Raw genomic sequence first — 25042 nt, forward strand, 5'->3', positions numbered from 1 at the left:
AAAACAATAAGCTTAATCTCAATAGGATATAATAAATCTATTGGCAAAAAATTAAAATGGAGTTGCAATACATTAAAAAATTGCTACATTTGTGCACTGAAACACGGAAAGGTGTCAGAGTGGTCGAATGAGCAGTCCTGGAAAGACTGTATACGGGATGACTGTATCGAGGGTTCGAATCCCTCCCTTTCCGCCAAATGATACAAATGCCACGAATAATCGCTATTCGTGGCATTTTTGTTTTTAGCACTATAAAATACGCACTGGAAGCGGCTTTGAGCCATAAGGTTCGAATCCCGCCGATAATAAAACAATTGCCATGAAATCCAAATTCATGGCAGTTTTTATTAACACACGGTATTAAGTGGATAATACCTGAAAAATCAAATTAGTTCAAATCCCTCCTCCTCCCAAACCTTTAGTTTTTCACAATAAAAATAAAGCCCTAGAGGTAAACAATAGGGCTTATAAATAGGGATTGTTTTTTGTTATAGCGCGCCCACCCTATTGCAGTAATACGCGCAAAACACCAACAAATTTATAACCTTTACATTTCCTTTATATTTCGTCGATTAATTCTTGTATTTGCCTGATAAAATTATCGGAAGAATAATTACCAAATCCGGTGTGATAAAGTCTGATTTTGCCCTTCTTATCAAGTACTACCGTTGTAGGCAATGATCCGGAGAATATTTCTGCCGGGGCACTGCCTTTTAAATGAAACATAGGAAATGAAAACTTTTCCTTTTCCAAATAGGCTTGTCCTTTTGTGAGGTCAGCATCGGTATTGATCGGAAGAAAGAAAATGCCTGGATTATCTTTGTATTTGGAATACAGCATTTCTATGGAGGGAAATTCTGCCCTACAGGGAGGACACCAAGGGGCCCAGAAATTAATAAAAATTACTTTGCCCCTTAAGGATGAAGTGTTACGGACCTTTTCCAAATTATCTGTAAAGTCAAAATCAACATTTACTTGGCTGAGGTCAATAGCATCTTTTTTAATAATGCTCGAATTAAATAATCCAGTTTTTAGTAATTGCTGGAGTACAAAAGTTTTGGCATCGGGAATTAAAACCAAAATTGCTGTTATTAACAGCAGTATTATGCTGACAACATTTCTCTTTAACCAGGATACTATATTTGCTAAGTTGTAAACTTTGGGATTGTTTCTATTATCTTCCATTTATTTCTCCTTTAAACTGTTAATTACTATCCACCAATTCTTTTAACATTTTGACCATTTCGGGGCTAGAATAATCTCTTCCGCCTTCCAAATGTTCTATCATATCTCCTGATTTATTTAGAATCACTGTTGTTGGAATTGCGTTTCCTAGATAATTGTCTGGAATATCACTATTGGGAACAAAAACGTCAAGGTCAAACTTATTTTTCTCCATGTAGGAAAGGGATTTGTCCATTTTATTATCCACGTCAACCATCAAAAAGACAATATCCTGACTACCTATAAAGGTTTGTTTGAGCTTATGGATGGAAGGAATTTCTTCTATACAAGGTGGGCACCATAGTGCCCAGAAATTAATAAAAACTACCTTCCCTTTCAGCGAACTAAGCATTACCGTCTTTCCATCCTTATCTTTAAATGAAATTCCGGCTATCAAATCTTTTGTCTCATTATCTGGACCTCCGTTAACTAAGGTTTCACCATTCTCCGTATTACCTTTATTTTCACTATCTGTATTTCCGCAGGCAGTAAAGAAAAAGATGGCCACTAACATTAAACAGATCCCAGCGACTAATTTCATTGGGATATTTTTATTTGAGCTTATTGATTTATATTTTTTTTCCATTTTATTTTTATTGTTTAAAAGTGACTATCTGATATATGATTTAATGCTAATTATTATTTGCCCGGCCCCTCTTTGATTTCTTCCGAGGGTTTTAAAATGATATTATCTTCTTGATTTAAATTCCCAAACACCTCTGTCAATGAGTCTAACCGGATCCCTTCTTTGACTGGAATTCTCTTTACTTCATTTCCGTTCAAGGTAAGAACGTAATTTCCCGACTGTGTGTTTAGTACACTGCCATTTTTAACCCAAAACGTAGGCGATTTACGTTTTAATTTCAGCATAACCTGGGCATAATCCCCACCCTGAAGTTCACCCGATGGATTGTTAACCTCAAATTCCAAGGTAAGCGAGCGGTCCTGCTGATCAATCAAACCTGATGTGCGGGTAAGTTTGGTCTGGTAAGTTTTAGCAGGTTGGGAACTGATAGTAAAGGTGGCGGGCATCCCCTGCTGCACGGAAGAGCTGTGTTTTTCAGGTAGAGATAAGGTCAGGCGCAAGTTGTTATTCTGAGCCATCATAAATAAAGGTGTATTGGCACCTGTACCAGCCAAAGCACCTACTGAAACATTTCTTTGGGTTATAATTCCATCGAATGGCGCGGTGATGCGCAGATATTGGGAGAGCTGTGAAGAGTGTGCTGTTCCCGCTTTGGAAGCCTCATAGGCTGACTGGGCACTTTCCATCGCACTTTTCGCTCTATCGAGTTCAATATCTGCAACTGCCCCTGTGGTTTTGGATGCTGTAATCAACCTATCATAAGCCTGTTTGGCATAAAGAAAATCACTATAAACTTTTTGCTCAGTTGATTTGTCGGAGAGGTATTGCTGTTGCATTTCAGGAGCTTCCAGGACGGCCAAAAGCTGGCCTTTTCGCACCCTATCTCCCCTGTCTACATACATCTTCTGAACAAACCCCGTCACTTTTGCAAACACAGCCACCTGCTCAAATGGTTTTAACTCGGCAGGAATCGACAACTCATATTCAGGGTTGATGTGTTCAATAAGAGCTGTCTTGTAATTTATGGATTTAGGCTGCTCTTTCTTTACCTGTTCTTTCTTTTTCTCATGCTGCGAGCAAGCTGACAGTGAAAGCACTATAAATGCAGTGAATGCTATAGTTGAAAATTTTCTATTGGTTGAAATGTTATAATACATTGTAATTATCTAATTTAAAAGTTTGCTATATCGTTTGTTTACCAGGTTGTAATTCGTGAAATCTGCTCTCGGAATCATCAGGATCCAAGGAAGGGCTAATGACCTTTGTCCTTGACATCAGAGAAGAAAAGAAATGCGGAACCAGTACCAGAATGGTAAAAGTGGAGGCAATAAGTCCGCCGATAACCGCCCGGCCTAAAGGTGCGACCTGTTCGGCACCATCACCTAGTCCCAGTGCCATTGGCAACATCCCGGCAAGCATCGCTGCAGCGGTCATGAGAACCGGTCTCAACCTGGATGAAGCGGCCAATCTGGAAGCGTTCGAAGGTTTTAGCAACAGTTTTCTTCGGTAATATTCTGCCTCGTTGACCAACAGTACGGCATTGGACACGGATACACCTAATGACATAATAATCCCCATGTAGGATTGCAGATTAAGCGTACTGCCAGTCAAATAGAGAATAATCAGACTACCTGCTATTACTGCAGGCAAGACCGAAAGAATAATCAACGGCACTTTAAAGGATTGGTAATACGCGGAAAGCATCAGGAATATGGCAATAATAGCAACACCTAAGCCTGCAATGAGGCTGCCTAGGGTATCGTCCAGTAGCTGCAGCGTTCCCTCGGTCCATATGGTCGTACCGCGTGGAGGATCTCCAGCATCCTTAATGGCCTTTTTGACCGCACTGGAAGCAGTACCAAGATCTTTACCATATACATTGGCGACAATGGTCACGTAACGGTTTGGCCCTTTACGGTTTACTTGGGCCGGTGCTGTCACCCTGCGAATGGTAGCCACATCCTCTAACACCGGACGAAGACTTCCGGCTTTCAGGGGAAGGGAACGTAATCTTTCTTCAGACATGATTCCTTCGGGAATCTGTACCTGGGTCTGAAACACCAAACCAGATTTGGGGTCGATCCATAGGTTTTTATCCGTAAAACGAGTTGAGGAGGTAGCCGTTACCAGACTGCGGGTAATATCCTGCATCGTTAGACCAAATTGCCCGGCTAAGTCCCGATTTACTTCGATATCCATGCTCGGGTAAGCGATCGGTTCTGCAATCCGCACATCGCGTAAATAGGGAATCTTTTTCAGATTGGCCTCAATCTTTGAGGCATGTGCGTAAGCACCTTTTACCTGCCCTGCTCCTACTTTAACTTCTATGGGTGTCATGGCACCCTGTCCCATAATCTTTTCGGTAAGCTCCATCGGTTCGAAATTAAATGCCACATCCGGATACTTTTTTATGATCTTATTGCGGATGTTTTCTTTAAAGTCTTCCATTGAGCCTTTAAATACGTTTTGGTTTACAGAGATTTGCAAGACTGCTTCGTGTGAAGAATTACTAAAAAGAAAGATCGGATTGATAGGTGATCCTGCTGGATGCATTCCCACAAATGCAGAGGTGATATTTAAACCATTTTCAGGCAGTTCAGCTTTAATGTCTTCGGTAATATCTTTGACAATCCGTTCTGTTTTTTCCAGCCTGCTACCCTGTGGAGCCTGTATACGCATCTGAAAATCACCATTATTGGAAACAGGCATGACATCCGTACCCACAACAGTCAACAGTAAGGCGGAAATAGCGGTCGCTACCAGGAGGTAAACAACGAAAAGAGAAACAGCCCTTGTTGACCATTTACGCATGCGAAAAGAATAATTCACACGGAATTTTTCAAAAAAAGCACGTTTTCTCGGGGTGTTGGCCACAATGTTGTGTTTGTTTTTCATCATCCAGTTTGCCAGGATCGGGACAAAAGTCTGCGAAGCTAAAAAAGAAGCAACCATCGCAAATGCTACCGCCATGGACAATGGCATAAACATATCCTTGGGAATACCCGTCATGATAAACGCAGGAGTCAAAACGGCCAGGATACAGAATAAAATCAGCAATTTAGCAACCGAGATTTCAAGCAAAGCATCAATAATGGCACGTTGCTTGGTTTTGCCCATTTCCATATGCTGATGTATATTCTCTATGGTAACCGTGGCTTCATCGACCAGGATACCAATGGAAAGAGCGAGACCGCTCAAAGTCATGATATTGATCGTTTGTCCGAAGAGATATAATGTTGTTACAGCTGAAAGAATAGCAATCGGAATAGTCAGAACCACAATGATCGCGCCCCTGGTATCTCCTAAGAAGAGTAATATGACTAAACCTGTAAAAACAGCCCCTAATATCCCTTCGTGAATAAGATTAGAAAGAGAGCGTTCAATATAGCTTGACTGGTCAAATTCATAGCTCACTTTTACATCTTCGGGCAGCTGCTCCTTCAGCATGGGAATGGCATTTTTGAGGTTCTCCACAGCTTCCAAAGTGGAGGCATCCGCTTTTTTAATAATCGGAAGGTAAACCGAGCGCTTGCCATTAATCAAAGCATAACTAACGGTCTGATCGGCACCATCCTCCACGCGAGCGACATCACCCACATAAACGGTACGGTTATCATTTGATTTAACCGGAGTCTTTAGAAGCTCTTCGGGTCCTTTAGCAATTGAATTGATTGGAGCCATCAGGTTTTCATCCCCAATGCGAATATTTCCCGCAGGAGACGGAAGACTATTTTTAGTTATCGCGACAGTAATATCTTCTGGATTCAGGCCATTGGCCTGCATCGCTTCCGGATCAATATTGATGACAATAGTTCGGGTATTTCCGCCAAAAGGTGCTGGAGAAGTTATACCTGGGATCTGCACAAACATCGGTCTAATTTTAGTTAGCGCCAAGGTCTGTATTTCATTCACGGACCGCTGATCGCTTTCAAATACCAGATTGCCGACCGGAAGTGAACTACCATCGAACCGGACCACCATTGGAGGAACGGCACCGGGAGGAAGAAATCCCATCGCACGGGATACCGAAGCAGATACTTCGCCCGATGCCTGTGCCATGTTAGTACCGGGATAGAACGTAAGTTTCATCAGCGTAAGTCCCTGTACACTTTTAAAATCTATATTTTTTACACCACTCACAAACAGGAGTACTTTTTGGAACTCGTTAGCCATAAAACCATCCATATAGGCTGGGGAAAGTCCTCCATAGGGCATTGCAACATACATTGCCGGTAATTCGACTTCGGGGAAAATATCGACGTTTATTTTTTTTACTGTGTTGTAGGAAAAGAATACTATTGCTAATACGACAACCATAATCGCAATAGGTTTTCTTAACGCAAATCTTATGATGTTCATATACGATCAATTAGAGGTTGTTAAATAGAAAATCGAAATCGGCAGTCATTTCGGCTTCGTAAGCCAGTAGTAACCAATAATCCCGTGATGCTTCAATGTGATTGTTTTCGGCCTGCTCGAGCAAAATGCGTATCTGCAACAATTCACTGAGTGTGATCAGTCCACTCTTATATCTTGCCAGATACATATCATAGGCGTCCTGGCTCTGCTTGACCGCCAGGCCCGTTTTCTGGAGCTGCTTGTATTGTTGTGAGATTTTCACCTGGGAAGCAGAAAGATCGGCTTGCATGGCCAGTTCATATTGTGTCTGAAGAGATCTGGTGCTTTCAGCATCTTTGAAAAGCTTCTCGGCTTTCATCTTGTTGGTATGTAGGCTGGTCAAGTTCCAGGTCATACCGATTCCAACAAGGAAATTGTTTGTTGTATTATTAAAACCATCCTTCCATGCACCTGATACTTTACCGTTTGGGCTAATGCCGGTTCCCCGGTAAGCATATCCTCCTAACAGGTTGAATGAAGGAAGGGCAGCTTTCATTTGTGCCTGACCACTCGAAGCGTAATATTGGGCCTGCTCATTCAAAGCATCAAGGACAGGATGCTCAGGATTGATTGAACGGACTTTATTTAATCCGATTTCAGTAAAATTGCCAAATCGGCCGGCTGATGCGGCATAATTAACCGTATCATTGCCATACAGTTCCAATAGTTTGACATAGGCCGCATTTTTTTGGCCGGTCCATTTTTCTTGCTCACCCAAAGCCTGAACATAGGATGAGGAGGCGAGCAAACTATCGGCAGCGGGTCTTAGCCCTGATGCAGATAAGCCAGATGTAATTTTCCGAATATCATCCAGTCGTTCTGTATTCTTATCTGTCCATCTGAGCTTTGCATTATTATACAAAAGACTGATGTATCTTTCCGACAATAACTTTTTCAGGCTAAGCAAATAAGCCTCCTTTTCACTAACCGATTTGTTGAATAAAGAGCCCGCAGCCTTATTTTGCGTTTGAAGTTTACCGAAAGAAAATACTTCCCATTGTACCAACGCCGAACCAAAGGTATTGGCTGCTGTCGAACTGCCTTCCAATGGAGCAGCTGAACCACTAACATTAAAAAAGCCAGCCTGGGGAAAGAATGCGCCAGCACTCCCTTCAAAGGTGCCGTAGGTATTCTGTGCCTGTGCGTTGACCTGGGGGAGCATATTACTTTTTACAGCCTTTTGATTAAACCTTGCGGCATCAATCGCAGCAGATTTTACATTTACCCCCACATAGTTATTTTCTACTTTGGACCAGAGGGAACCCAAAGTATTATCCATTTGTTGCTGTGCACTTAATGGATGCGCAGCAACAATGGCTGACCACAGCAATGCGGTCGCCATAATATGTTTAATCATATTATTATACGAATTTTTGACAGGTCGTAAATCACGACCCTGAATTATCTTAAAATGAAAACGATAAAAATTATGCCCATTGAGAAGACTGACTCAATAGGTAAAAAAGGAAAGAAGTATAAAATTAGTGAATGATGAGTTTTCGATACTCCAGGAATAGCGGTATCGTGCTTCTGATCCTGTTACTCCCACTGTACATGGGATGCTTGATTTCTTTTGGATTTACCCGAAACCCAAAATAGAAAAGAAAAGCCAACGAAAGAATGAATGCAGGTAATAAATCATTCGAATCAATTGAATTCTTGTGAAAAATTTGGTTATCCTCAATATTATACTGAGGGCATTTTTCTATCAAATTAGTTGAAACGCTCTGATGACCTTTACTTACCCCTCTTTCAGTTTTAATAGGGATACCAGCCCAATTTTTAATGCTTAACTTAACAGGACAGGAAGTTAAGAGTACCAACAAAATCGCAGCGCATACTAAGAAGTAGCGTTTGAAATTTGTCAACATATTTAAAATTGTTCTGTTCATGAATTTTTAAAAGTAGCAATATTTAAAATTGCATGCAAATAAACTATTTCATTTTAAGCTTTATTAACATGAAAAACAATAAAAAGGCTGGAATACTTTCTTGAAAAATCCATTATGGTAATTAATTATGGATTTAATAATTGATTGTATGCTCGACATATTTATAATTAGTCATAATGTTAAATTCACAAATTTTAAAAGCGCCAATATTAACGTTGGAAAGAGATTAAAAACCATAACAGCAATAGCTGCCGTTATGGTTTGTTTCATAAGTAAAAGAAAAAATTAATACCTACCTAAAATACCTTCATACATCCGTTTGAATTGTGGCACCTCAAGTTTGTATTCTTGAGCTTTTTTTACTACAAAGCCACTTAATGAATCAATTTCCGTCTTTTCTCTACGAGCCATAAAATCAGCGCACATGGAAGATGTTGATTGTGGCTGTAGAAGTAGAAATCTATTCCAAACAATGTCACTAAAATCAGGTTCCAAAAGAATACCCATTTTTAGCGCAAGGGAAATACATTCATTAATAAGATCTGCAAATTCACTTATATATGTTTGATTTGCTTTAATCTCCCCAAATGATAATAAATAGTAAGAAGTTATTGTTGCAATAGCAGCTATAAATATGAATTTCTGCCAAACTTGTATATTTATTTCTTCCGTTAATTTGCAAACAATTCCAGCTTTATGAAATAATTCTGAAAGATAGTTTAGTCGAACGTCAACAGTACCTTGGATGCCATAAATTATTTTGTGACTGTTACCCTTGACTTCAATTTTCCCTGGAGAAACCAATCTTGAAATTGTAAACGCACAACCATCAGCAACTAATGCATTAGGAAATAAATTGCGAAGTAAGGTAGAGTTATCCAAACCGTTAAGTAAAGGGATAATAACTGTCCCGTCCTTAATGCATGACTTAATTTTTTGTGCGGTCTCTTTCAGATCATAACTTTTAGTACAAATAATAGCGTAATCGACTAATCCAAAATCCTCGGGATTATCTGAGGCTATGTCAGGGTAAACTATCCATTTCTGATCCTGGGAGACAATAGTCAATCCACTAGTTTTAATCTGTTCAAGATGTTCTCCTCTGGCCATAAAGTATATTTTGTTCTCATTACTTTTATGTTTGGCCAATAACCCTCCAAAATATCCCCCTACACCCCCAATTCCTACAATTAGAATTTTCATTTCAAGACATATTTTTAGTAAAAATCATGAATGCGTAAAAACATTTCATCATTATATAAAGAGCAAAATTGCTCTATCCAATATTTATTTACCCAATAATTTCTTCAACCAATTTTATAATAGAGGAAGCCGGTAAAATTCCTGTTTGCCTCCAATTGACTTGCCCGTTTTTAAAAACTATAGTTGTAGGAATACTTCTTATCTGTAATAGTTCGGCCAATTCCGGGTTTTGATCAATGTCAATCCTATCGTAATGAATTCTGTCACCAAGCTCTTGAGCGGCTTCTTCAACTTGTGGCTTCATCATATTGCATGGACCGCACCACGTTGCATAAAAATTTACTAATGTTGGTTTATCTGACTTAATTTTATCTGTAAGCTGCATTATTTAATATATTTATTGTTGACTACTAATATTCACTTAAGGAATAAAAAATCAGGTATTCAATCCAATAAGATAAATACCTGATTTAGAGCTGTAAACACTTTACAATTGTAAAATAGATTTAAAGATTCTACTTAAATATCACCATTAATGGAAATTTTGACTGAATCGCAAATTGTACGGTAGTTAGGTGATATTTTTTGAACATGGCGGATTATTTCGTCATATTGTTCCTGAGTACCGTTACCTACTACATTAAAATTGAACGCCAGGTCGGGGAAACCGACAGGTGCCAATGGATCAAGTTCCAGCATACCTAGAAGATTTAATGAACCGACTATTTTTAGTTCAACACTCTCAAGCTTAATGTTGCGATCCGAAGCCAGGATAACAAAACCAACCATCATACACCCTGCCATTCCACCTAATAGGTAATCTTGTGGGGTAGGAAATTTATTATCCCCTAACAATTCCTCAGGTTCGCCGACGGTAAAGCGGAAATTTTTAACCACTTCTTTTGATCCAACGAATTGATTATGGGTACTAATCTCGGATTGGACACCACCCATCCATTTAGCCGTTATACCATAAGAAGAAATGCCTTCTTTTGGGTTTTCAGAAATGGTTGCAGCATAATCTTTTAGTGCTGCCAGATTTATATCATTTAGCATTTTAAAATCGATTTTAGTTTCTTCCAGCCATTACACCACCATCAATATCCCAGATTGCGCCAGTAACCCAAGAACTTTCATCGGACAGTAAAAATTCGATTGTCTTAGCAATATCATCAGGCCTACCAACTCTTCCGATTGGATGAAAAGCATTGAATCCTTGCAAGGTTTCTTCAATTTTGCTTTCTTCAATAAATGATCCATAAATAGGGGTAACAACAACAGCTGGAGAAACAGCATTTACCCTGATATTACTTTCTGCCAATTCCATAGCCAAGTGTTGAGTCAAGCTATGCAATCCAGCTTTAGCCATTGAGTAAGCTGATGAAGGTGTTGCTTTAATAGCTTGTTTTGCCCACATAGAACCGATATTAACGATTGAACCTCCCCCATTTGCGGCCATAATTTTTGCTGCAGACTGTGTAATAAAGAAAAATGCTTTATTAAAATTATGGTAGATATCGTATTCTTCTTCCGTATGCTCCAAAAATGGTTTTGGGCTAAAATAACCAGCGGCATTTACCAGATATTTTAAGTTTGGAGTTTCCTGAGACAATGATGCCGCGAAAGCATTTACTTCATCACTATCAAATAAATTTAGAGCCAATGTCTTTACAGTACCAAAAGATGCCAATTCCTCTTTTGTTTTGTCTAAATTTTTGTCAGCCCTGCCAACAATAACAACCTCGATTCCTTTTTTCAATAAAAGTTCTGCTGTTGCTTTTCCCATTCCGGTTGTTCCACCGATAATTAACGCTTGTTTCATGATCTTTAATTTAATTTTTATATATATTTTTATAGTTTTTTCATGTCGATTACAAACCTGTATCTCACGTCGCTCTCAATCATTCTTTTATAGGCAATATTTATATAATCAGGTGATATTAATTCGACATCAGCAGTTATTCCTTTTGTAGCACAATAGTTTAGCATTTGTTGCGTATCTTCTATACTTCCGACAAAAGAGCCTGTTATTTTTTTTCTTAGGGAGGTCAATAATCCAACCCCCAAAATTGGATTATCGACTGGAACACCTAATAATACCAGTGTCCCATCCTTTTTTAAAAGTCTTAAGTAAAGATTGATGTCATGTTTAGCTGAAACCGTATCCACAATAAAATCGAAACTGCCTATTAAACGTTTAACTTCATCTTTATCAGAGGTATTTATAAAATAGTGCACACCCAAGTCCTTTGCATCTTTTTCTTTTTCAGATGTTGAACTTAACACAGTCACTTCAGCCCCAAAGGACACAGCAAACTTTACAGCCATATGGCCTAAACCACCTAAACCCAAAATGCCAATCCTATGACCAGGCTTCACCAAATTATATTTTAATACTGAGTAGGTTGTGATTCCAGCGCAAAGCAGTGGCGCAACACGAGCAGTATCCAGATTTTTAGGAATACTTACGATGAAGTCTTCATTTACGACAATAGAATCAGAGTATCCTCCTTTTGTTGTTTCTCCTCCAGGAAGTCTGCCATTCTGAGTTGGCGTGATCCCATTTTCACAATACTGTTCTTCATGGTTTAAACAATTTGGGCAATGTCCACAAGATCCAAGAAAATAACCCACACCGACCAGGTCTCCATTTTTGAACTTTGTTACATCATTCCCTATTGCTTTTACCCGTCCTACTATTTCATGTCCTGGAACGAATGGATAGACAGTATTTCCATAGTTATTTTCTGCCTGGTGAATATCCGCATGGCAGATGCCACAATAAAGTATATCAATTAAAACTTCATTACTGAGCGGTAAGTTCCTTTTAAAAGAATACGGAGCAAGTCCTGTAATACTATTATATGCCGCAAGTCCTTTAACCTCAATCATTTTGTATATCCTTCAATTGTATTTTAAAATCTTAATGCAAAGTTCCATAATGTGTGCAGGGTGAACAATGGGCAGAAAGGAAAACAAATGGTATTTTTAAGCAAAATGAAAGAGCCACAAATAAAATTGTGGCTCTTCATAAAAAAAATAGTTAATCAGGACAGACAGTATGTTATACTACCGAATAGATTCTTACATCAGGGTTATCCTTTAAATAAGGCTTAAGTGCAGTTACAACATCGTCATTGAACAAATCACTTTTTAAGTATTCCTGAGCATTTTCCTCTGAATCAAAACCATGTAAAACCTGTACATCTTCAGTTCTTATCAGTAACTCTTTTGATGTAGCGCCTTTAATGTTTTCAAGAAAAGGAGTTTTATATTTTGTATAAACTCCAGCTGCGCTTGCTCTGTCAGCATCATCAATTTTTAATGTAATCTCTAAATACGAATTTGCCATTGTAATAAATGTTTAATTTTTAAAACTTATACTTAAAACAAAGGTCTATTCATTAAGCATATTAAACAATGTATAAAAGGGAAAAGAAATGGTAATTTTAAGAAATGGATTTTTTGAATTCCAGCGGTGAAAGAGTTGTATACTTCTTGAAATATTTCACAAAATATGATGGATCATCAAATCCCAACCTGTATCCAACTTGGTTAATATTTAAATTTGAATAGATCAACAAACGCTGGGCCTCCAATATTATACGTTCATGAATCATTTGAGAAGGGGTTTTGCCGATCTGTTGTTGCGTTAAATCAGACAAACTTCTTGACGAGATTAAAAGCAAACGTGCATATTCCGCAACACTTAATCCTTTCACAAAATTCTCATCAATCAGGTTTAAAAACTTAACGAGCTGCATTCTCTTTTCATCTAAAGATGTAGATAAATGGTCTGTAGTTTTTTCAAACTCACTTTTCTTTCGTTGTACCTGGATCAAAAAAGATTGAAGGTAATTTTTCAAGATAAGTTCCTTACCAAATGTCTCCTCACTTTTTAATTCTTTTTTAATCTGGGATATATATTCATCCAAAATATCTTCGATTCCTGTTCCAATACAACAAGATGGTTGTTGGTAGGGATTATTAAACAAATTATAATTTAGAAAAAATTCCATTGGGCTCTGGTCCTGAACCAAGAATAGTTCGTTGAAATGAATAAGTATTCCCTCATAATCGGTTTTGTCATCAAAGTAGTGAACCTGGTTAGGAGCAATAAAAAATATTGCATTATCTAGAAAATTGTATGTTTTGAAATCAACAGAATGTTCACCACTCCCCTTTTTAAACCAAATTAATTGATAAAAGCTATGAATATGAGGTTTTACAGCTTGACATTGGTTGGTTTTGAGATATTCATTCAAATCGTGAATAACAAATTGCGGCTTATCAGGTTGATTTTTATTCAAATGATATTCGTCAATTTTTACAATATTTTGCTTCGCCATAATAATAACTCAATTATTTATACAGAACTAAATTACTAAATAGAAGTTATGGTTTATGAAATCTTACTGCCTGTTTGAATAGTTTTGCAGATTATTACCATTCTTTTTCCGATTATTCCACCAATATGACAACTTCAAACTAGGAAATTTGCAGAGAAAAAATTTGCCAAACAATGAAGGATCATCAAAGAATTTTAATAATTGGAGGAGGTTTAAGTGGACTTACGGTTGCATATCTTTTGTCTAAAAGAAACATACATGCCAAAGTCTTAGAAGCGTCAGAAAGGCTAGGTGGTAGAATACAAACCATAAAAGGATCTTTACAGACTCCGCTGGAACTTGGGGCAACTTGGTTTTCTGAAATGCATCCGAATTTACTCGCATTGATATCAGATTTGGGTAATAGTATCTATCCTCAGTATTCCAGGGGGATATCACTTTTTCAAACTAAATCATTTGAACCGCCACAAGAATTCCATGTTCCTGAATCAGATAACCCATCGTATAGATTGGCTGGAGGGACACAAATGCTTATTGATAGCTTAGCCTCAAAATTATTATCGGATAATATTCTATTAAATTCCAAAGTAATTGCTATCCAGGAAAATGGAGAAAAAATAAACGTCATAACCAAGGACGGAAAAGTTCATGTTGCAGATAAGGTAATATTGTGTATACCACCACAATTAATTGCCAAAAATATTAACTTCGATCCATCACTGCCTGAGGAAGTTAATGAACTATTGCCAAGCGTTCAAACCTGGATGGCGGGGGCAATAAAATTTGCAATTGAGTACAAAACACCATTTTGGAGGAATAAAGGTTTTTCAGGAATGTTATATAGCCATGCAGGCATAATAACTGAAATGTATGATCACACAAACTATGAAGGAAATAAATTTGGATTTACAGGATTTTTAAATGGAGGTGCTGCATCATATTTGCCCGAAGTAAGGAGAGAATATGTATTACGCCAATTAGCTGATATGTTAGGTGAAGAATCTTTAACCCCCACTACTTATTCCGATAAGGTGTGGACTGACGAATTTATACTCGCGGATAGTCAAATTATCCACCGACCACATCAGAACAATGGACACCCTGTTTTGCAGAAAGAATATATGAGTGGAAAACTTTTCTTTGGAGCCACTGAAACTGCCACTCAATTTCCAGGATATATGGAAGGAGCAGTTATTGCAGCTCAAAGACTAGTCGATAAACTTTAGTTAATCTTTATCGTAGAAACAATTTTCTTAATTGTTGTAAATATCATTAATGCCAATACAAAAAAATACCTGCGAATTTGAGAGTAAAGCTAAAAAATTACGTGAGATCGCTATATCATGTTTTAAATTGGGTACTATTGGCTTTGGAGGAATAGCAGGAATGGTTGCCACCATTGAAAATGAAATGGTTGTTAAAAGAAAGTGGATAGACCATGAGCATTTTATGGATGTTTTAAGTACATCATATATCATTCCTGGCCCTAATTCTGTGGAGGTAGTTATGCATTGTGGAAAAGAAAGAGGTGGTCGAATAGGATTAATCATTGCCGGTATTTGTTATATTATTCCGGCAATGATCATATGCCTAATTTTCGGATATTTTTACAAGCGATACAGCACGCTTCCTGATGTTCAGCAAATAATTTACGGAATACGGCCTGCGACTACTGCACAAGTGTTAGGGACTGTTTTTCGATTATATGATAAGACATTGAAAAATAACCTTTTGCTTATTGTCTTGTGTTTGTTGGTTTTTATTTTATCATTATTTGGCATTAATGAGATTGTTTTAATCCTTGGAGCAGGGATAACAAATTACTTAATAAAAAGGCGTCAAAATTTTAGTATTTTTACCTGATCTCAAACAAAGTTATTGATATGTAGCCTAGAAAGCAACAGGAGTATAACTTTGCCTATATGGCAAAATTTTGCCACATATAATTTAAGAATATGTACGAGCACTGACCTCTCCCCGAATTTAGGAGTGTTCTAAAGTAGAAAATTCCGCTGTTGTTTTCACCTGTGTTTCGATAAACATTTCGGGCGTCATATCCCCTAAACAGCTGTGGGGTCTGAAGGTGTTGTACTCTTCCCTCCAGATTTCAATTTTTTCCTTCGCATCTTCCAATGAAAGAAACCAATGCGCATTTAGACACTCGTCCCGAAAACTTCCATTGAATGACTCAATATACGGATTATCTGTTGGTTTTCCCGGTCTGGAAAATACTAATTCCACCTGATGTTCGTATGCCCACCTATCGACATCCTTGGAAATAAACTCCGATCCGTTATCCACTTGGATTTTCCTGGGCCTTGCCTGTTGGAACAGCCTGAGTTCTTCCAAAGCAGAAACAACATCAGTTCCCTTAAGACCCTGTCCAACCTCAATAGCCATACATTTACGGCTATAGTTATCCACTATAGTTAAGCAGCGGATCTTCCTGCCATCGAACAGCGCATCAGCGACAAAGTCCATACTCCAGCAGTCATGTAAATTGGAGAAAACCGGTCTCTCGGATCGATGAGCGGCGGCGCGGCAGCGTCTGGGCCGTTTCACCCGGAGATTTAAGCCCTCTTCCTTATATATTCGATAAATCCTTTTTGGATTATCACGCCAACCTTCACGTTTCAATAGAACAACAATCCGTTCTATGCCGTAACGGACACGTGTTTCTGCAATGCTTTTTATGCGAAGGCGTAACGGACCGTCATCACGTCTATGGTGTTTATAATACCAAACTGAGGTGCTCAGCAGAGATACCTCGCATGCTCTGCGTAGGGAAATTCGATAGTCAGAAATGAGGCCCGTAACCATTGTTCTACGCTGCGAAGGCTTTAAAACTTTTTTTTAATACATCCTGTAGCATCTGTTTGTCCAGACTAAGATCTGCCACAAGCTTTTTCAGCTGCGCATTCTCTTCTTCCAGTTGCCGAAGCTTACGCAACTCCGACACGCCCAGACCGCCATATTTCTTCTTCCAGTTGTAGAATGTAGCCTCGCTGATACCCATTTTTCTGCAGACCTCTTCCACGCGGGTACCGGTCTCGGACTGTTTGATCGCAAAGGCGATCTGTGCTTCGGTAAACTTTGATTTTTTCATCGTTTTTCCTCCCTTTTAAAATTAGTAATTCATAACCGAATTCCCTACTTTTAAATGCTCCAGTTTTTTGGGGAGAGGTCAGCACAAAAAGAAAAAACACTATGATTGTGGAATTAAGGTTACAATGGATATTATTGGAGGAAAATGGAAACCTTGTATAATAAATTGTATTAGTAGAGGAATACAGCGTCCAAGTGAGCTTGAAAAAGCTATTCCGTATGCATCCAAGCGATCTCTTACAATGCAATTAAAAGAATTAGAAGACCATGACATTTTAGTGAAAAAAATATATCCAGTATTACCTCCAAAAGTGGAATATGAACTTACAGATTTTGGAAATAAAATACTACCTCTCACACTTTCTATGGAAGCTTGGGGATTAGAGCATAAAGCTGAATATTTTAAGAAAAACGGTATCGAAGAATTTTGATTTTATTAAACTATACATCTAAAAAATTTGGGAATAAACAATATTCAATTTTTATGAGCTTGACTAGTTAAGAATTCAAATATAAATTTTGGACTAAAGCGTTTTGGATTATAATTCTTTGTTACAAGATAAATTTCATATTTGTTGTAAGAATAAAATATGAAATTTTATAACAAGTATACATTTTTGAAGTTAACTATATTAAAAATTTAATGTAGTTTTGATTAATCATTTCGGATGATGATTCTTTGACACAAGATAAAAATCCATATTCGTGGCACTCATAAAAAAGTACCCTAAAAAGTACGTTTAAACGGCCTGGGAGCAGCTGGTTCGGTTCCCTCCCTTTCCGCTGAGAAGGTTTTTCAAACCTTTCAAAAGCATAAGAAAAAGTACAAATCCCTGTAATTTAAATAATTAGAGGGATTTTCATTTCGAGAGGTTTTATTGAGTTTTTTTTAAACACTCCTAAAGGGCGCTTCTTCAAAAGCTTTGGCCTAAACGAATAATTTGGTCAATATGGGTGGAAAGAAATTGATAGCATCTCCCCCTAAACTGACCTCTGAGCACTTTTATTCTCCGTTTAAAAGTTTCTGATAAAAGAACTGAGACTGCTTCAGGGCAGGCAGATTCCTATCCGCTTCGGATCATAAATAGCCATAACAATTTTGGAGTCTGCACAACCATAATATAAAAACTGTTCCATCGATAGAGACATCTTAACAGCATGCTAGATATCTATTGAAATTTTATCTTCACCTCTTAAGGAATCCTAATTGTAGCATAAACTTTAACAATAAATTGTATAATTCTTATACTTTCTTGATAAATAGCTTATATAGCGTCTATCAACTTCTCTAGTAAGCGTTTATTCCCACTTAAAGTATATTTACCAGATTTTGATAGTTTTTTGTATTAATATTTTTTTAAAATATATTAATATATGTTTATATTTAACTGTGTAGCATAGTTAATATAAACTTAATTTTTAAATGAAAAGGATAATCCAAGAAGAGCTTGTCAAAATTGGAAAAATGAAGAAAGATCCATTTACCATGTCTGCGGATGAGAAGATCCAATGGAGGCGAGAACTACAAAAAAGCATTCGCTCCTATTTGTTTTCTTGCCAGCAACCATTGGTTTATAGCAAGGATGGGAAAATAGTTGAGGAACATAGAGATGGGACAATTCAAAATATCTGATCATGGCGACAATATATTTAATAGCCGGTCCGCCTCATATTGGGAAAAGTACTTGTGGACAATATTTCATTCCCGAAGGAATCAAAATACTTGATCCAAACTTCTTTATTCAACATTACGCTGCGCTGGGTGTAGAAGATGGATATAGACGATTTGAGGAACAGCTGTTGATGTTGTTGAACGATGATGAGAATTTTGCTGTGGAGGTCAATATAGCGAACAAGATGCATCTTCAAATGTTACAAGATATCAAAGCCCTTTATCCGGAAAATAGGATTGAAATGATCCTTTTTTACACTGATAATATCCATTTATGCCATGCACGGTCTAAAGGCAGGAGAAATGGTAGTTGTGAGTTTAGCCCAGAAAAAATAGCCAATTTTTATGCTCATACCATACCACTTGTAAAACGGTACCTACATCTGTTTTCCTCGGTTAAGGGCGTCGATATAGGTGAGAATGACATGGTACCTGAAATTGTATTTAACTATCAGGATACGATTTCAGTAATCGAGATATCTCCCTGTCTCCCTATATGGGCTCAATAATCTGAATGATATTAGAATCTTATACTTTTTGCCGATAAGGGTACATATTGGCGGGCCAACTTCTGCCCTTGTTCAGCCTTTCTTCTAGACGTCACTGGGTTTTCTTCAAATTGGCATCGGTTAAACTGAAATAAAAATAACGGAAAGCCAAAGGTCGATAACCGGAATGGTAGGTGATTTCATCTAAAATTATTTTACAATCAGTATATTTGAAAGTAAACCGAACATAAAAAGGCATGGATAACCATAACTTTCAACTTACTCTTAGACAGACAATATTTACTGACTTAGAAACACATTATCGATTTCAACTAAATGAAGAAGCAAATCATCTTGCCGCTTTTACATCAAGTAGCTCTTTAGATAAGGAGGCGTATCTTGAGAAATACAGTAAGTTTCTTAGTGAGCCAAGTATCAACAACCAGACAATTCTAATTGATGGAACCATTGTTGGAAGTATTGCAAAGTTTCTAATTGGAGAAGATGCCGAAATTACCTATTGGATTGATCGAAAATTTTGGGGACGAGGTATTGCGACAAGAGCACTTAAAGACTTTCTCTCACTTGAAACAATCCGTCCCATTTACGGGCGTGTAGCGTTTGACAACATAGGCTCACAAAAAGTATTGGAAAATTGTGGCTTTGTTAAAATAGGTGCAGATCGTGGTTTTGCAAATGCACGACAAGCTGAGATCGAGGAATTTATTTATAGACTAGACGGCTAGACTAATAGTTTTAAGGAGGCATTCATTACCAGAATGTAAAAAAACTAATGCCGGAGAGGTCTTCCGAAATAGGCCCTATAAGGACTATTTGAAATATACTAAATTGATAACTATGTTTAAATGCTATTTTCTTACGTTGGTTAGTTGCTTGTTTTTTGTGACTAACAGTTTGTCCCAGGTAAAATTTAAATTCAATAATGTGGATACCGTCAGCTCGATTAATCAAAGATTGATTAATTTTTTTACCGATGCAATTGAAGCTAGGGCTACAGGGAAAAATGTTGCTAATTTTTGGTATTCTGATAAAGTACTCGAATTGCCACAAAAGGATAGTTATGAATCGTGGATTTATGGCATGTATACCTATCGCGAACAGACAATTTTAGGTTTGTCAAAAGTCTCAGAAAACCACTACAAAGTTAAAGTTATGTTGATTACAGGTAAAGATAGTCAGTCCGATATGCTATATGCTATACAGAATTTTATCATAAAGGAAACTGCCGAGGGCCTTAGAATGCAGGATATTCTTGGATTCCAGATTCAAAAGGAGGATTATAAAATGATTTCCGATAATTATTTTGATTTCTACGTTCCGCGGGATCAAACATTTTCCAAAGCACATATTGACGAAATCAACCAATATGTAAATAACATCGAGCGATATTTCGACAAGAAAGTCCCCTATAAACTGCGATATGTTTATGCACCGGGCTGTGAGGCTTTATTTCGGCTAAGGGGATATGATTATGTGGCCAATATGATGTCTACAAAAAGCAGTGTATGCGGGCTTACCGATGCTAAAAACCGTATCATGTTTAGCTCTTCTGCTGAATTGCATAAGCATGAGCTGTTGCGTCTATTGACGGTAATTTTCCCAAAAAGTCCCGCTATTTTAATGGATGGATTCACAAATCTCGTTGGTGGAGCTGCTGGTAAACCAATTATGTACCATCTCCGTAAGCTCGCACCGCATATCTTAAAACATCCAGAAGTATTGGATGACCTGGATTCTTTTTATTACTATGATGATGAGACAAATCCCCACTTTGTTTTCAATGCCATTGTCACAAACTATTTTGTCAAGAAGATGGGAGAAGACAGATTGAAGGAATTTATGAAACGGGAGGATTTGAGTAAAATGAATGTTTCTGATTTCTTGAAAACATATTGCGGTATCGATGATACCAAATCTTTTCTTTTAGAACAGTTTAGATATTATGGAGTTAATGAACATAGTCTTGAGAATATCAATATCTTAAATTAGCTTACAATATGTACGTTGCTAACTGGAAATTAAAGGCAATTATCTAATGTCCTTTCGTAAAAAAGATTAAAATAAGTTTTGGACTAGCTAAGTGGGCGGAGAATTGTCGTGCTGCGCAGACAGAGGGAAAAGGTATTTATCTCTATTTCGATCATAACCAAAACGCATTTGCTGCAAAAAAATGAATTGATGTTACTCAGTCTGCTGCAGTAACCTTATCAATTTTTAGTTCCATAACTTATAATTGACAAGTTATTAATTTGTGTGTTCTGCCAAACTTTTGCATATTTGTGTGTTAGCACCAATATTTGACAAAATCATCTCTATATTAACTTAAAGCTGTAAAATGCAAGACGAAATCATTAAGCACACAAAGAAAATTTACAAGACTGCAAAGGAACCAAAACATAGCCTTGGTGAAAAATTGAAAGAAATTTCCATAGAGATTTTTATTATTGTTTTTGCGGTATCCCTATCCATCTGGCTTCATGGCTGGAGTGAACATCGGCATGAGCAACAAGAAGTAAAAGAGTTTTTGGAAGACCTTAAAGTTGATCTAGAAAAGGATATCAAAGATTTAGAGAAACAGAATTCATACCTTGCATATACATCGAAAGGCTGTAAATTTTATGGAGATCTTAACCAGCAAAAAATTGACAGTCTGACTAAAGTTACTCCAAATGATCGTATCAAGATGAACCTCAATCCTATTTTCAAAATTAGAAATACCGGAAATTATGAAGGCTTTCGTTCTAGCGGGAAAATTGGTCTAATCAAGGACCGGAAATTAAAAACAGGAATTTTGGAATATTATCAAACAACAGTTCCAGCAAAAGACGATTGGCAGGCATACTACAATTCGCTCGTTTTTAAGCTTGCGGACGAATTGGTGGCAATCCCGAATGCGAATACAAATCCTGACATTATGTACAGAGCAATTAATGCTTCTCCAAAAGTAAAAGGAATTCTAATTAATGCTGCCTCTCAGGCAGATATGGTTATTCAATTAAATGAAAATGTAATCAAATCTGCCAAAGAAATTATTGAGGAAATAGAACATAATAGTTAATGAAAATAACTGTCAATAATAGCAGTGAATTACGCATAAAAAAAGCCCTCATTTAATTTTTTTTTAAATGAGGGCTTTTTTGTCTTGTGCTGAATGTTTGCTAGTAGGATCTTTTCTCAATTAGCCGTCGATTTCCATTCGCATCTCCAATAAATTGGGTTTAAATCCGACTTTGTGATAAGCATTTTTTGCGATGGTATTTTCATCATAAACCTGTAGCCTAACTTCTGAGATATTTCTTGCTTTGGCCCAGCTTATCAATCTCTCTAGAATTAATTTGTTAATGCCTTGACCTCGGTATGCAGGTTCAACATACATAAACCCCAAATATGCATACTTTTTGTATTTCTGATAGGGCTTAGCATCCAACAACTTGGCATAGCCTGATCCGATAAGTTGATCTTCAACAACTGCGACAAGGACTTCTGCTTCCTCGGACCTGATCAATTCTAAGAGATCATAATAATGAATTTCACCATCCTTTAATGTATTGTCAAAAGGTCGCTCCGCTTCAACAATGCCTTGTTCAAACTTGATTAATAGATTGATTTCATTCTCCTGTGCTTGTCTGATAATTGTTCCCATACGTAAGATCTTAAATTAATATCTCCTGATAAATCCTTTTAAATAGTGCCTGTAACATTCGGCCAGAATGATGGCCGCAATATAGAAAATTTGTAAGCGCCAATAACTATTTTATCATTTGATTATTCTTTAACACACTAACTGGAGCTTACCTTCAGCTAGTGTGTTAATTTAACAGGATTAGATTTAAATTCGCAATTCTTTATTTAATTCACTGTAAACCAGCGATAACTTTCTGCTGGGATAGTAATGCTTAGCGTTGCTTTTGATTCACGATCTAGGGATACTTCTTTGGTCGATTTATCATCAAAGCCTATTTTAGCTCGACCAGTTAATCCTGTGTAGTACAATGGAAGTTTTATCGTTCGCGTAATCGCGGTTTTCAATGGATTGAATAGCATACCAAGCCCTTTGAATCCTGTTTCAGTTGCGTTGACATGTAAAAAGCCATCCCAGTCCCTCCCGTCAGCCCGACGAAGATGGATCAGGTCTGAGTTTAGGATCGTCCGATATTTTTTATACCATTGAATGACATCAATAACAGTCTCCTTGGTTTTTTCGCTGTCGTACAGACGCGGACCTCGGTAACAGGCTTGGACTCCAGCACCGTAATATTGCATCATGAGTTGCTTGTAGTCTTCCCTATGTTCTTGGAGCGGTTCTAATACAGCATCTTTGCCTCCACCTTGATAGGCTGTTAACGGCACAAAGCCCCATGCCATGGACGGATTCTCCTCCCAAAGTGCATCGAAAATATTTTGACGGTTGAGTATGCGCTGGTTTTCACGAGGAAGCGAAAAATTCACTTCACGATACCCCAACCCCGTCTTGTTCGAACCGTCTAGAAAATACCAATCCGGCGAATTTATATAAACTCCACGAGCGTTGAGCCAGTGATAAAGTTCTTTTTGCATATTAAATTGTACCCATTGACTGTCTTCAAGGCCATGGTGACCGGGATGACTGGTCGAGGCACATTGATCACCCGGAAAAGGACCATCATTTTCCCAGATATCAAAACCAGTTTTTTCAAAGAATGTTTTAATACGTTTTGTATAGCCTATTCCCCATACAGAACCAAAACATGGCGCATTCCCAAAGAAGGCACCACCTGTTTTACCTGTCTTGGGGTTAATCACATCGTCAGCTTCACTTATTTTACGTGAACTGAACAAGGAGTAAGCACCAATTTTAACGTTTTTATGATGGGCGTAATCAGCTATTTTTTTGAGGTTTGAAAGATTTGCAGCTGTGGTATCCTCCATATTGATGTGGCTCCCAAAGCTTAATATAAGCGCTTCGTATCCAGTGGCAGCACACTGATCAATAGCTGAATATACCTGATCGTCTGTTTTGCTGACGAGGTGCATAAATATTGGATTAGCCGTAGTCCATGGTGCAATTAAACGGTACATTTTTCGGATAGCAAGGCCTCTACGTTCACGGTCGTAACTATCCATCAATAGTTCCCAAGAACGAATAGATACGAAATCATCTTTCGGCTGCAATTTGATACCTACGCCAAGCTTCGGATAAACTTCCATAATAGCTGGAGTTTTGTAGTCGTAATTTACTTGAGAGGTATAGGTAGTGTCTGCCCTCCAATGCAATGACTGGTCGCTCAGATGGTAGCGCATCGCATTGTTAAAAGCAAAGTTGCTCTCAACATACAAACCATGCTGTTTTTTCATGTCCTCAACCGAACCGACTACAGCGCTTTCTTCCTCGACCAATGCCAGTTTTTCGTGGATAACCTGGTTGATCTGTACTTCCTGATTATTATAATTCTTTACGGTGACCCATTTGCTGATCAGCGGAATATCATCGTAAATGGCATAATGAACTTCTACAGTTATCCCTGACAGGCCCGATGTCTTGGGACTAGCATAACTGAATATCAACACCTTCCCCTTAGCCGCGGACTTATGGGTGGCCCACCATTTTTCACCGTTCCAATTCAAGAGTGGATCCAGATCACGAATTTCATAGGTTACAAAGATGAAGTCTTCATCACTGGCTGTAAAATCATTCATCCATTCTGGTCTCAGGTAGGCGCGTTCTTTTTGGCCATAGACCCCACCTACATTATACCATGTGCCATTAAGCTGCAGCTGTGCTTCAGGTTGTACAGCACGGATAAGCTGCTGTCCGGTAACGAGGTTTGTAAAATCATAGCAAAAAGCATTTTGTTTTATTTTAAACGAGCGACGTACAAGTCCGTTTTCAAGTATAATATCTTGATCTTTAGCGACAATATGCGCTTGATATTAGCCTGATTGACACATCATCCAATCACGGTGCTCGTATTCTTTGGTCTGTGCAAATCCATTGCCTGAACCTATAAGGATTAATGCAAGGGTATGTGCTGATAGAAATAACTTAAATCTCATGGTTTATCGACGAATTGGAGAATGAAATATAGGAGATTTAAACAATTTGGAGAAAAGTTTTCGAAATGCAA

24 protein-coding genes and 1 tRNA gene are annotated in these 25042 nt (G+C 37.8%); 9 read left to right on the forward strand and 16 right to left on the reverse strand.

Features of this window, described 5'->3' with window-relative positions; all coding sequences use genetic code 11:
* Positions 1–105: 105 nt before the first annotated feature.
* Positions 106–196 (forward strand) — tRNA-Ser (locus AB1Z56_RS06705).
* A 362-nt stretch (positions 197–558) separates the two neighbouring features.
* Here the strand turns inward: AB1Z56_RS06705 and AB1Z56_RS06710 are convergent.
* From AB1Z56_RS06710 to AB1Z56_RS06765, 12 genes are all read right to left on the reverse strand, one after another.
* Positions 559–1185, reverse strand: a complete 627-nt coding sequence (locus tag AB1Z56_RS06710; protein WP_426791496.1) for a TlpA family protein disulfide reductase — start codon at positions 1183–1185, stop codon at positions 559–561.
* Positions 1186–1204: 19 nt separating this feature from the next.
* Complete coding sequence (locus AB1Z56_RS06715) at positions 1205–1765, reverse strand: TlpA family protein disulfide reductase (RefSeq protein WP_426791497.1); 561 nt, start codon at positions 1763–1765, stop codon at positions 1205–1207.
* 98 nt (positions 1766–1863) lie between these two features.
* On the reverse strand, positions 1864–2967 hold the full coding sequence (locus AB1Z56_RS06720; RefSeq protein ID WP_426791498.1) for an efflux RND transporter periplasmic adaptor subunit: 1104 nt from the start codon (positions 2965–2967) through the stop codon (positions 1864–1866).
* A 25-nt stretch (positions 2968–2992) separates the two neighbouring features.
* Positions 2993–6169: an efflux RND transporter permease subunit gene (locus AB1Z56_RS06725; protein ID WP_426791499.1), complete on the reverse strand. Its 3177-nt coding sequence runs from the start codon at positions 6167–6169 to the stop codon at positions 2993–2995.
* Positions 6170–6179: 10 nt separating this feature from the next.
* Complete coding sequence (locus AB1Z56_RS06730; RefSeq protein WP_426791500.1) at positions 6180–7565, reverse strand: TolC family protein; 1386 nt, start codon at positions 7563–7565, stop codon at positions 6180–6182.
* A gap of 820 nt (positions 7566–8385) precedes the next feature.
* On the reverse strand, positions 8386–9303 hold the full coding sequence (locus tag AB1Z56_RS06735) for a ketopantoate reductase family protein (RefSeq protein WP_426791501.1): 918 nt from the start codon (positions 9301–9303) through the stop codon (positions 8386–8388).
* Positions 9304–9391: 88 nt separating this feature from the next.
* Positions 9392–9688, reverse strand: a complete 297-nt coding sequence (gene trxA / locus AB1Z56_RS06740) for a thioredoxin (RefSeq protein ID WP_426791502.1) — start codon at positions 9686–9688, stop codon at positions 9392–9394.
* A gap of 134 nt (positions 9689–9822) precedes the next feature.
* Positions 9823–10359 carry an OsmC family protein gene (locus AB1Z56_RS06745; RefSeq protein ID WP_426791503.1) on the reverse strand — a complete coding sequence of 179 codons (537 nt, stop codon included), beginning with the start codon at positions 10357–10359 and terminating at the stop codon, positions 9823–9825.
* A 13-nt stretch (positions 10360–10372) separates the two neighbouring features.
* Entirely contained in the window at positions 10373–11125 is a 753-nt protein-coding gene (locus tag AB1Z56_RS06750) for an SDR family NAD(P)-dependent oxidoreductase (RefSeq protein ID WP_426791504.1), read from the reverse strand.
* A gap of 29 nt (positions 11126–11154) precedes the next feature.
* A complete protein-coding gene (locus AB1Z56_RS06755; RefSeq protein ID WP_426791505.1) occupies positions 11155–12195 on the reverse strand; it encodes an NAD(P)-dependent alcohol dehydrogenase in 1041 nt (346 codons plus the stop codon).
* Between the two features lie 172 nt (positions 12196–12367).
* The gene (locus AB1Z56_RS06760; protein ID WP_426791506.1) at positions 12368–12655 is read right to left on the reverse strand and encodes a hypothetical protein; all 288 of its coding nucleotides are present in this window, start codon (positions 12653–12655) and stop codon (positions 12368–12370) included.
* A gap of 97 nt (positions 12656–12752) precedes the next feature.
* Positions 12753–13652, reverse strand: a complete 900-nt coding sequence (locus tag AB1Z56_RS06765; RefSeq protein ID WP_426791507.1) for an AraC family transcriptional regulator — start codon at positions 13650–13652, stop codon at positions 12753–12755.
* Between the two features lie 173 nt (positions 13653–13825).
* Between AB1Z56_RS06765 and AB1Z56_RS06770 the strand changes: the two genes are divergently transcribed.
* Positions 13826–14878, forward strand: a complete 1053-nt coding sequence (locus tag AB1Z56_RS06770) for a flavin monoamine oxidase family protein (RefSeq protein WP_426791508.1) — start codon at positions 13826–13828, stop codon at positions 14876–14878.
* Positions 14879–14927: 49 nt separating this feature from the next.
* Entirely contained in the window at positions 14928–15515 is a 588-nt protein-coding gene (locus tag AB1Z56_RS06775) for a chromate transporter (RefSeq protein ID WP_426791509.1), read from the forward strand.
* A 120-nt stretch (positions 15516–15635) separates the two neighbouring features.
* Here the strand turns inward: AB1Z56_RS06775 and AB1Z56_RS06780 are convergent.
* Positions 15636–16758 (reverse strand): IS3 family transposase gene (locus tag AB1Z56_RS06780; RefSeq protein ID WP_426791510.1). Its coding sequence is split into 2 segments (ribosomal slippage): positions 15636–16506 and positions 16505–16758, totalling 1125 coding nucleotides; the frame shifts between segments, so codons are not numbered across the junction.
* 67 nt (positions 16759–16825) lie between these two features.
* Here AB1Z56_RS06780 and AB1Z56_RS06785 point away from each other — a divergent pair.
* The 6 genes from AB1Z56_RS06785 (at position 16826) to AB1Z56_RS06810 (ending at position 21996) form a co-directional block, all read left to right on the forward strand.
* The gene (locus AB1Z56_RS06785) at positions 16826–17188 is read left to right on the forward strand and encodes a winged helix-turn-helix transcriptional regulator (protein ID WP_426791511.1); all 363 of its coding nucleotides are present in this window, start codon (positions 16826–16828) and stop codon (positions 17186–17188) included.
* A 992-nt stretch (positions 17189–18180) separates the two neighbouring features.
* The gene (locus AB1Z56_RS06790; RefSeq protein ID WP_426791512.1) at positions 18181–18390 is read left to right on the forward strand and encodes a hypothetical protein; all 210 of its coding nucleotides are present in this window, start codon (positions 18181–18183) and stop codon (positions 18388–18390) included.
* Positions 18391–18392: 2 nt separating this feature from the next.
* Entirely contained in the window at positions 18393–18938 is a 546-nt protein-coding gene (locus AB1Z56_RS06795; protein ID WP_426791513.1) for a hypothetical protein, read from the forward strand.
* 236 nt (positions 18939–19174) lie between these two features.
* Entirely contained in the window at positions 19175–19663 is a 489-nt protein-coding gene (locus tag AB1Z56_RS06800) for a GNAT family N-acetyltransferase (protein WP_309359388.1), read from the forward strand.
* A gap of 229 nt (positions 19664–19892) precedes the next feature.
* Positions 19893–20927, forward strand: coding sequence for a hypothetical protein (locus tag AB1Z56_RS06805; RefSeq protein WP_426791514.1), 1035 nt, complete (start codon positions 19893–19895; stop codon positions 20925–20927).
* Positions 20928–21273: 346 nt separating this feature from the next.
* On the forward strand, positions 21274–21996 hold the full coding sequence (locus AB1Z56_RS06810; RefSeq protein ID WP_309359384.1) for a hypothetical protein: 723 nt from the start codon (positions 21274–21276) through the stop codon (positions 21994–21996).
* Positions 21997–22116: 120 nt separating this feature from the next.
* Here the strand turns inward: AB1Z56_RS06810 and AB1Z56_RS06815 are convergent, their stop codons facing one another.
* From AB1Z56_RS06815 to AB1Z56_RS06825, 3 genes are all read right to left on the reverse strand, one after another.
* A complete protein-coding gene (locus tag AB1Z56_RS06815; protein ID WP_426791515.1) occupies positions 22117–22581 on the reverse strand; it encodes a GNAT family N-acetyltransferase in 465 nt (154 codons plus the stop codon).
* A gap of 206 nt (positions 22582–22787) precedes the next feature.
* Complete coding sequence (locus tag AB1Z56_RS06820) at positions 22788–24614, reverse strand: alpha-galactosidase (RefSeq protein WP_426791516.1); 1827 nt, start codon at positions 24612–24614, stop codon at positions 22788–22790.
* Positions 24615–24848: 234 nt separating this feature from the next.
* A complete protein-coding gene (locus AB1Z56_RS06825) occupies positions 24849–24971 on the reverse strand; it encodes a hypothetical protein (RefSeq protein WP_426791517.1) in 123 nt (40 codons plus the stop codon).
* Between the last annotated feature and the right edge of the window lie 71 nt (positions 24972–25042).

The organism is Sphingobacterium sp. WOUb80 (assembly GCF_050058145.1).
Classification (GTDB): Bacteria; Bacteroidota; Bacteroidia; order Sphingobacteriales; family Sphingobacteriaceae; genus Sphingobacterium.

What these genes read in the sequence shown, in the direction of transcription:
- AB1Z56_RS06765 (WP_426791507.1), bottom strand. Translation starts at nt 13,652, where the DNA reads ATGGCGAAGCAAAATATTGTAAAAATTGACGAATATCATTTGAATAAA.
- AB1Z56_RS06735 (WP_426791501.1), bottom strand. Translation starts at nt 9,303, where the DNA reads ATGAAAATTCTAATTGTAGGAATTGGGGGTGTAGGGGGATATTTTGGA.
- AB1Z56_RS06745 (WP_426791503.1), bottom strand. Translation starts at nt 10,359, where the DNA reads ATGCTAAATGATATAAATCTGGCAGCACTAAAAGATTATGCTGCAACC.
- AB1Z56_RS06715 (WP_426791497.1), bottom strand. Translation starts at nt 1,765, where the DNA reads ATGAAATTAGTCGCTGGGATCTGTTTAATGTTAGTGGCCATCTTTTTC.
- AB1Z56_RS06730 (WP_426791500.1), bottom strand. Translation starts at nt 7,565, where the DNA reads ATGATTAAACATATTATGGCGACCGCATTGCTGTGGTCAGCCATTGTT.
- AB1Z56_RS06760 (WP_426791506.1), bottom strand. Translation starts at nt 12,655, where the DNA reads ATGGCAAATTCGTATTTAGAGATTACATTAAAAATTGATGATGCTGAC.
- AB1Z56_RS06810 (WP_309359384.1), top strand. Translation starts at nt 21,274, where the DNA reads ATGCAAGACGAAATCATTAAGCACACAAAGAAAATTTACAAGACTGCA.
- AB1Z56_RS06790 (WP_426791512.1), top strand. Translation starts at nt 18,181, where the DNA reads ATGAAAAGGATAATCCAAGAAGAGCTTGTCAAAATTGGAAAAATGAAG.
- AB1Z56_RS06775 (WP_426791509.1), top strand. Translation starts at nt 14,928, where the DNA reads ATGCCAATACAAAAAAATACCTGCGAATTTGAGAGTAAAGCTAAAAAA.
- AB1Z56_RS06770 (WP_426791508.1), top strand. Translation starts at nt 13,826, where the DNA reads ATGAAGGATCATCAAAGAATTTTAATAATTGGAGGAGGTTTAAGTGGA.
- AB1Z56_RS06825 (WP_426791517.1), bottom strand. Translation starts at nt 24,971, where the DNA reads ATGAGATTTAAGTTATTTCTATCAGCACATACCCTTGCATTAATCCTT.
- AB1Z56_RS06755 (WP_426791505.1), bottom strand. Translation starts at nt 12,195, where the DNA reads ATGATTGAGGTTAAAGGACTTGCGGCATATAATAGTATTACAGGACTT.
- trxA (WP_426791502.1), bottom strand. Translation starts at nt 9,688, where the DNA reads ATGCAGCTTACAGATAAAATTAAGTCAGATAAACCAACATTAGTAAAT.
- AB1Z56_RS06800 (WP_309359388.1), top strand. Translation starts at nt 19,175, where the DNA reads ATGGATAACCATAACTTTCAACTTACTCTTAGACAGACAATATTTACT.
- AB1Z56_RS06750 (WP_426791504.1), bottom strand. Translation starts at nt 11,125, where the DNA reads ATGAAACAAGCGTTAATTATCGGTGGAACAACCGGAATGGGAAAAGCA.
- AB1Z56_RS06720 (WP_426791498.1), bottom strand. Translation starts at nt 2,967, where the DNA reads ATGTATTATAACATTTCAACCAATAGAAAATTTTCAACTATAGCATTC.
- AB1Z56_RS06725 (WP_426791499.1), bottom strand. Translation starts at nt 6,169, where the DNA reads ATGAACATCATAAGATTTGCGTTAAGAAAACCTATTGCGATTATGGTT.
- AB1Z56_RS06710 (WP_426791496.1), bottom strand. Translation starts at nt 1,185, where the DNA reads ATGGAAGATAATAGAAACAATCCCAAAGTTTACAACTTAGCAAATATA.
- AB1Z56_RS06815 (WP_426791515.1), bottom strand. Translation starts at nt 22,581, where the DNA reads ATGGGAACAATTATCAGACAAGCACAGGAGAATGAAATCAATCTATTA.
- AB1Z56_RS06795 (WP_426791513.1), top strand. Translation starts at nt 18,393, where the DNA reads ATGGCGACAATATATTTAATAGCCGGTCCGCCTCATATTGGGAAAAGT.
- AB1Z56_RS06820 (WP_426791516.1), bottom strand. Translation starts at nt 24,614, where the DNA reads ATGAATGATTTTACAGCCAGTGATGAAGACTTCATCTTTGTAACCTAT.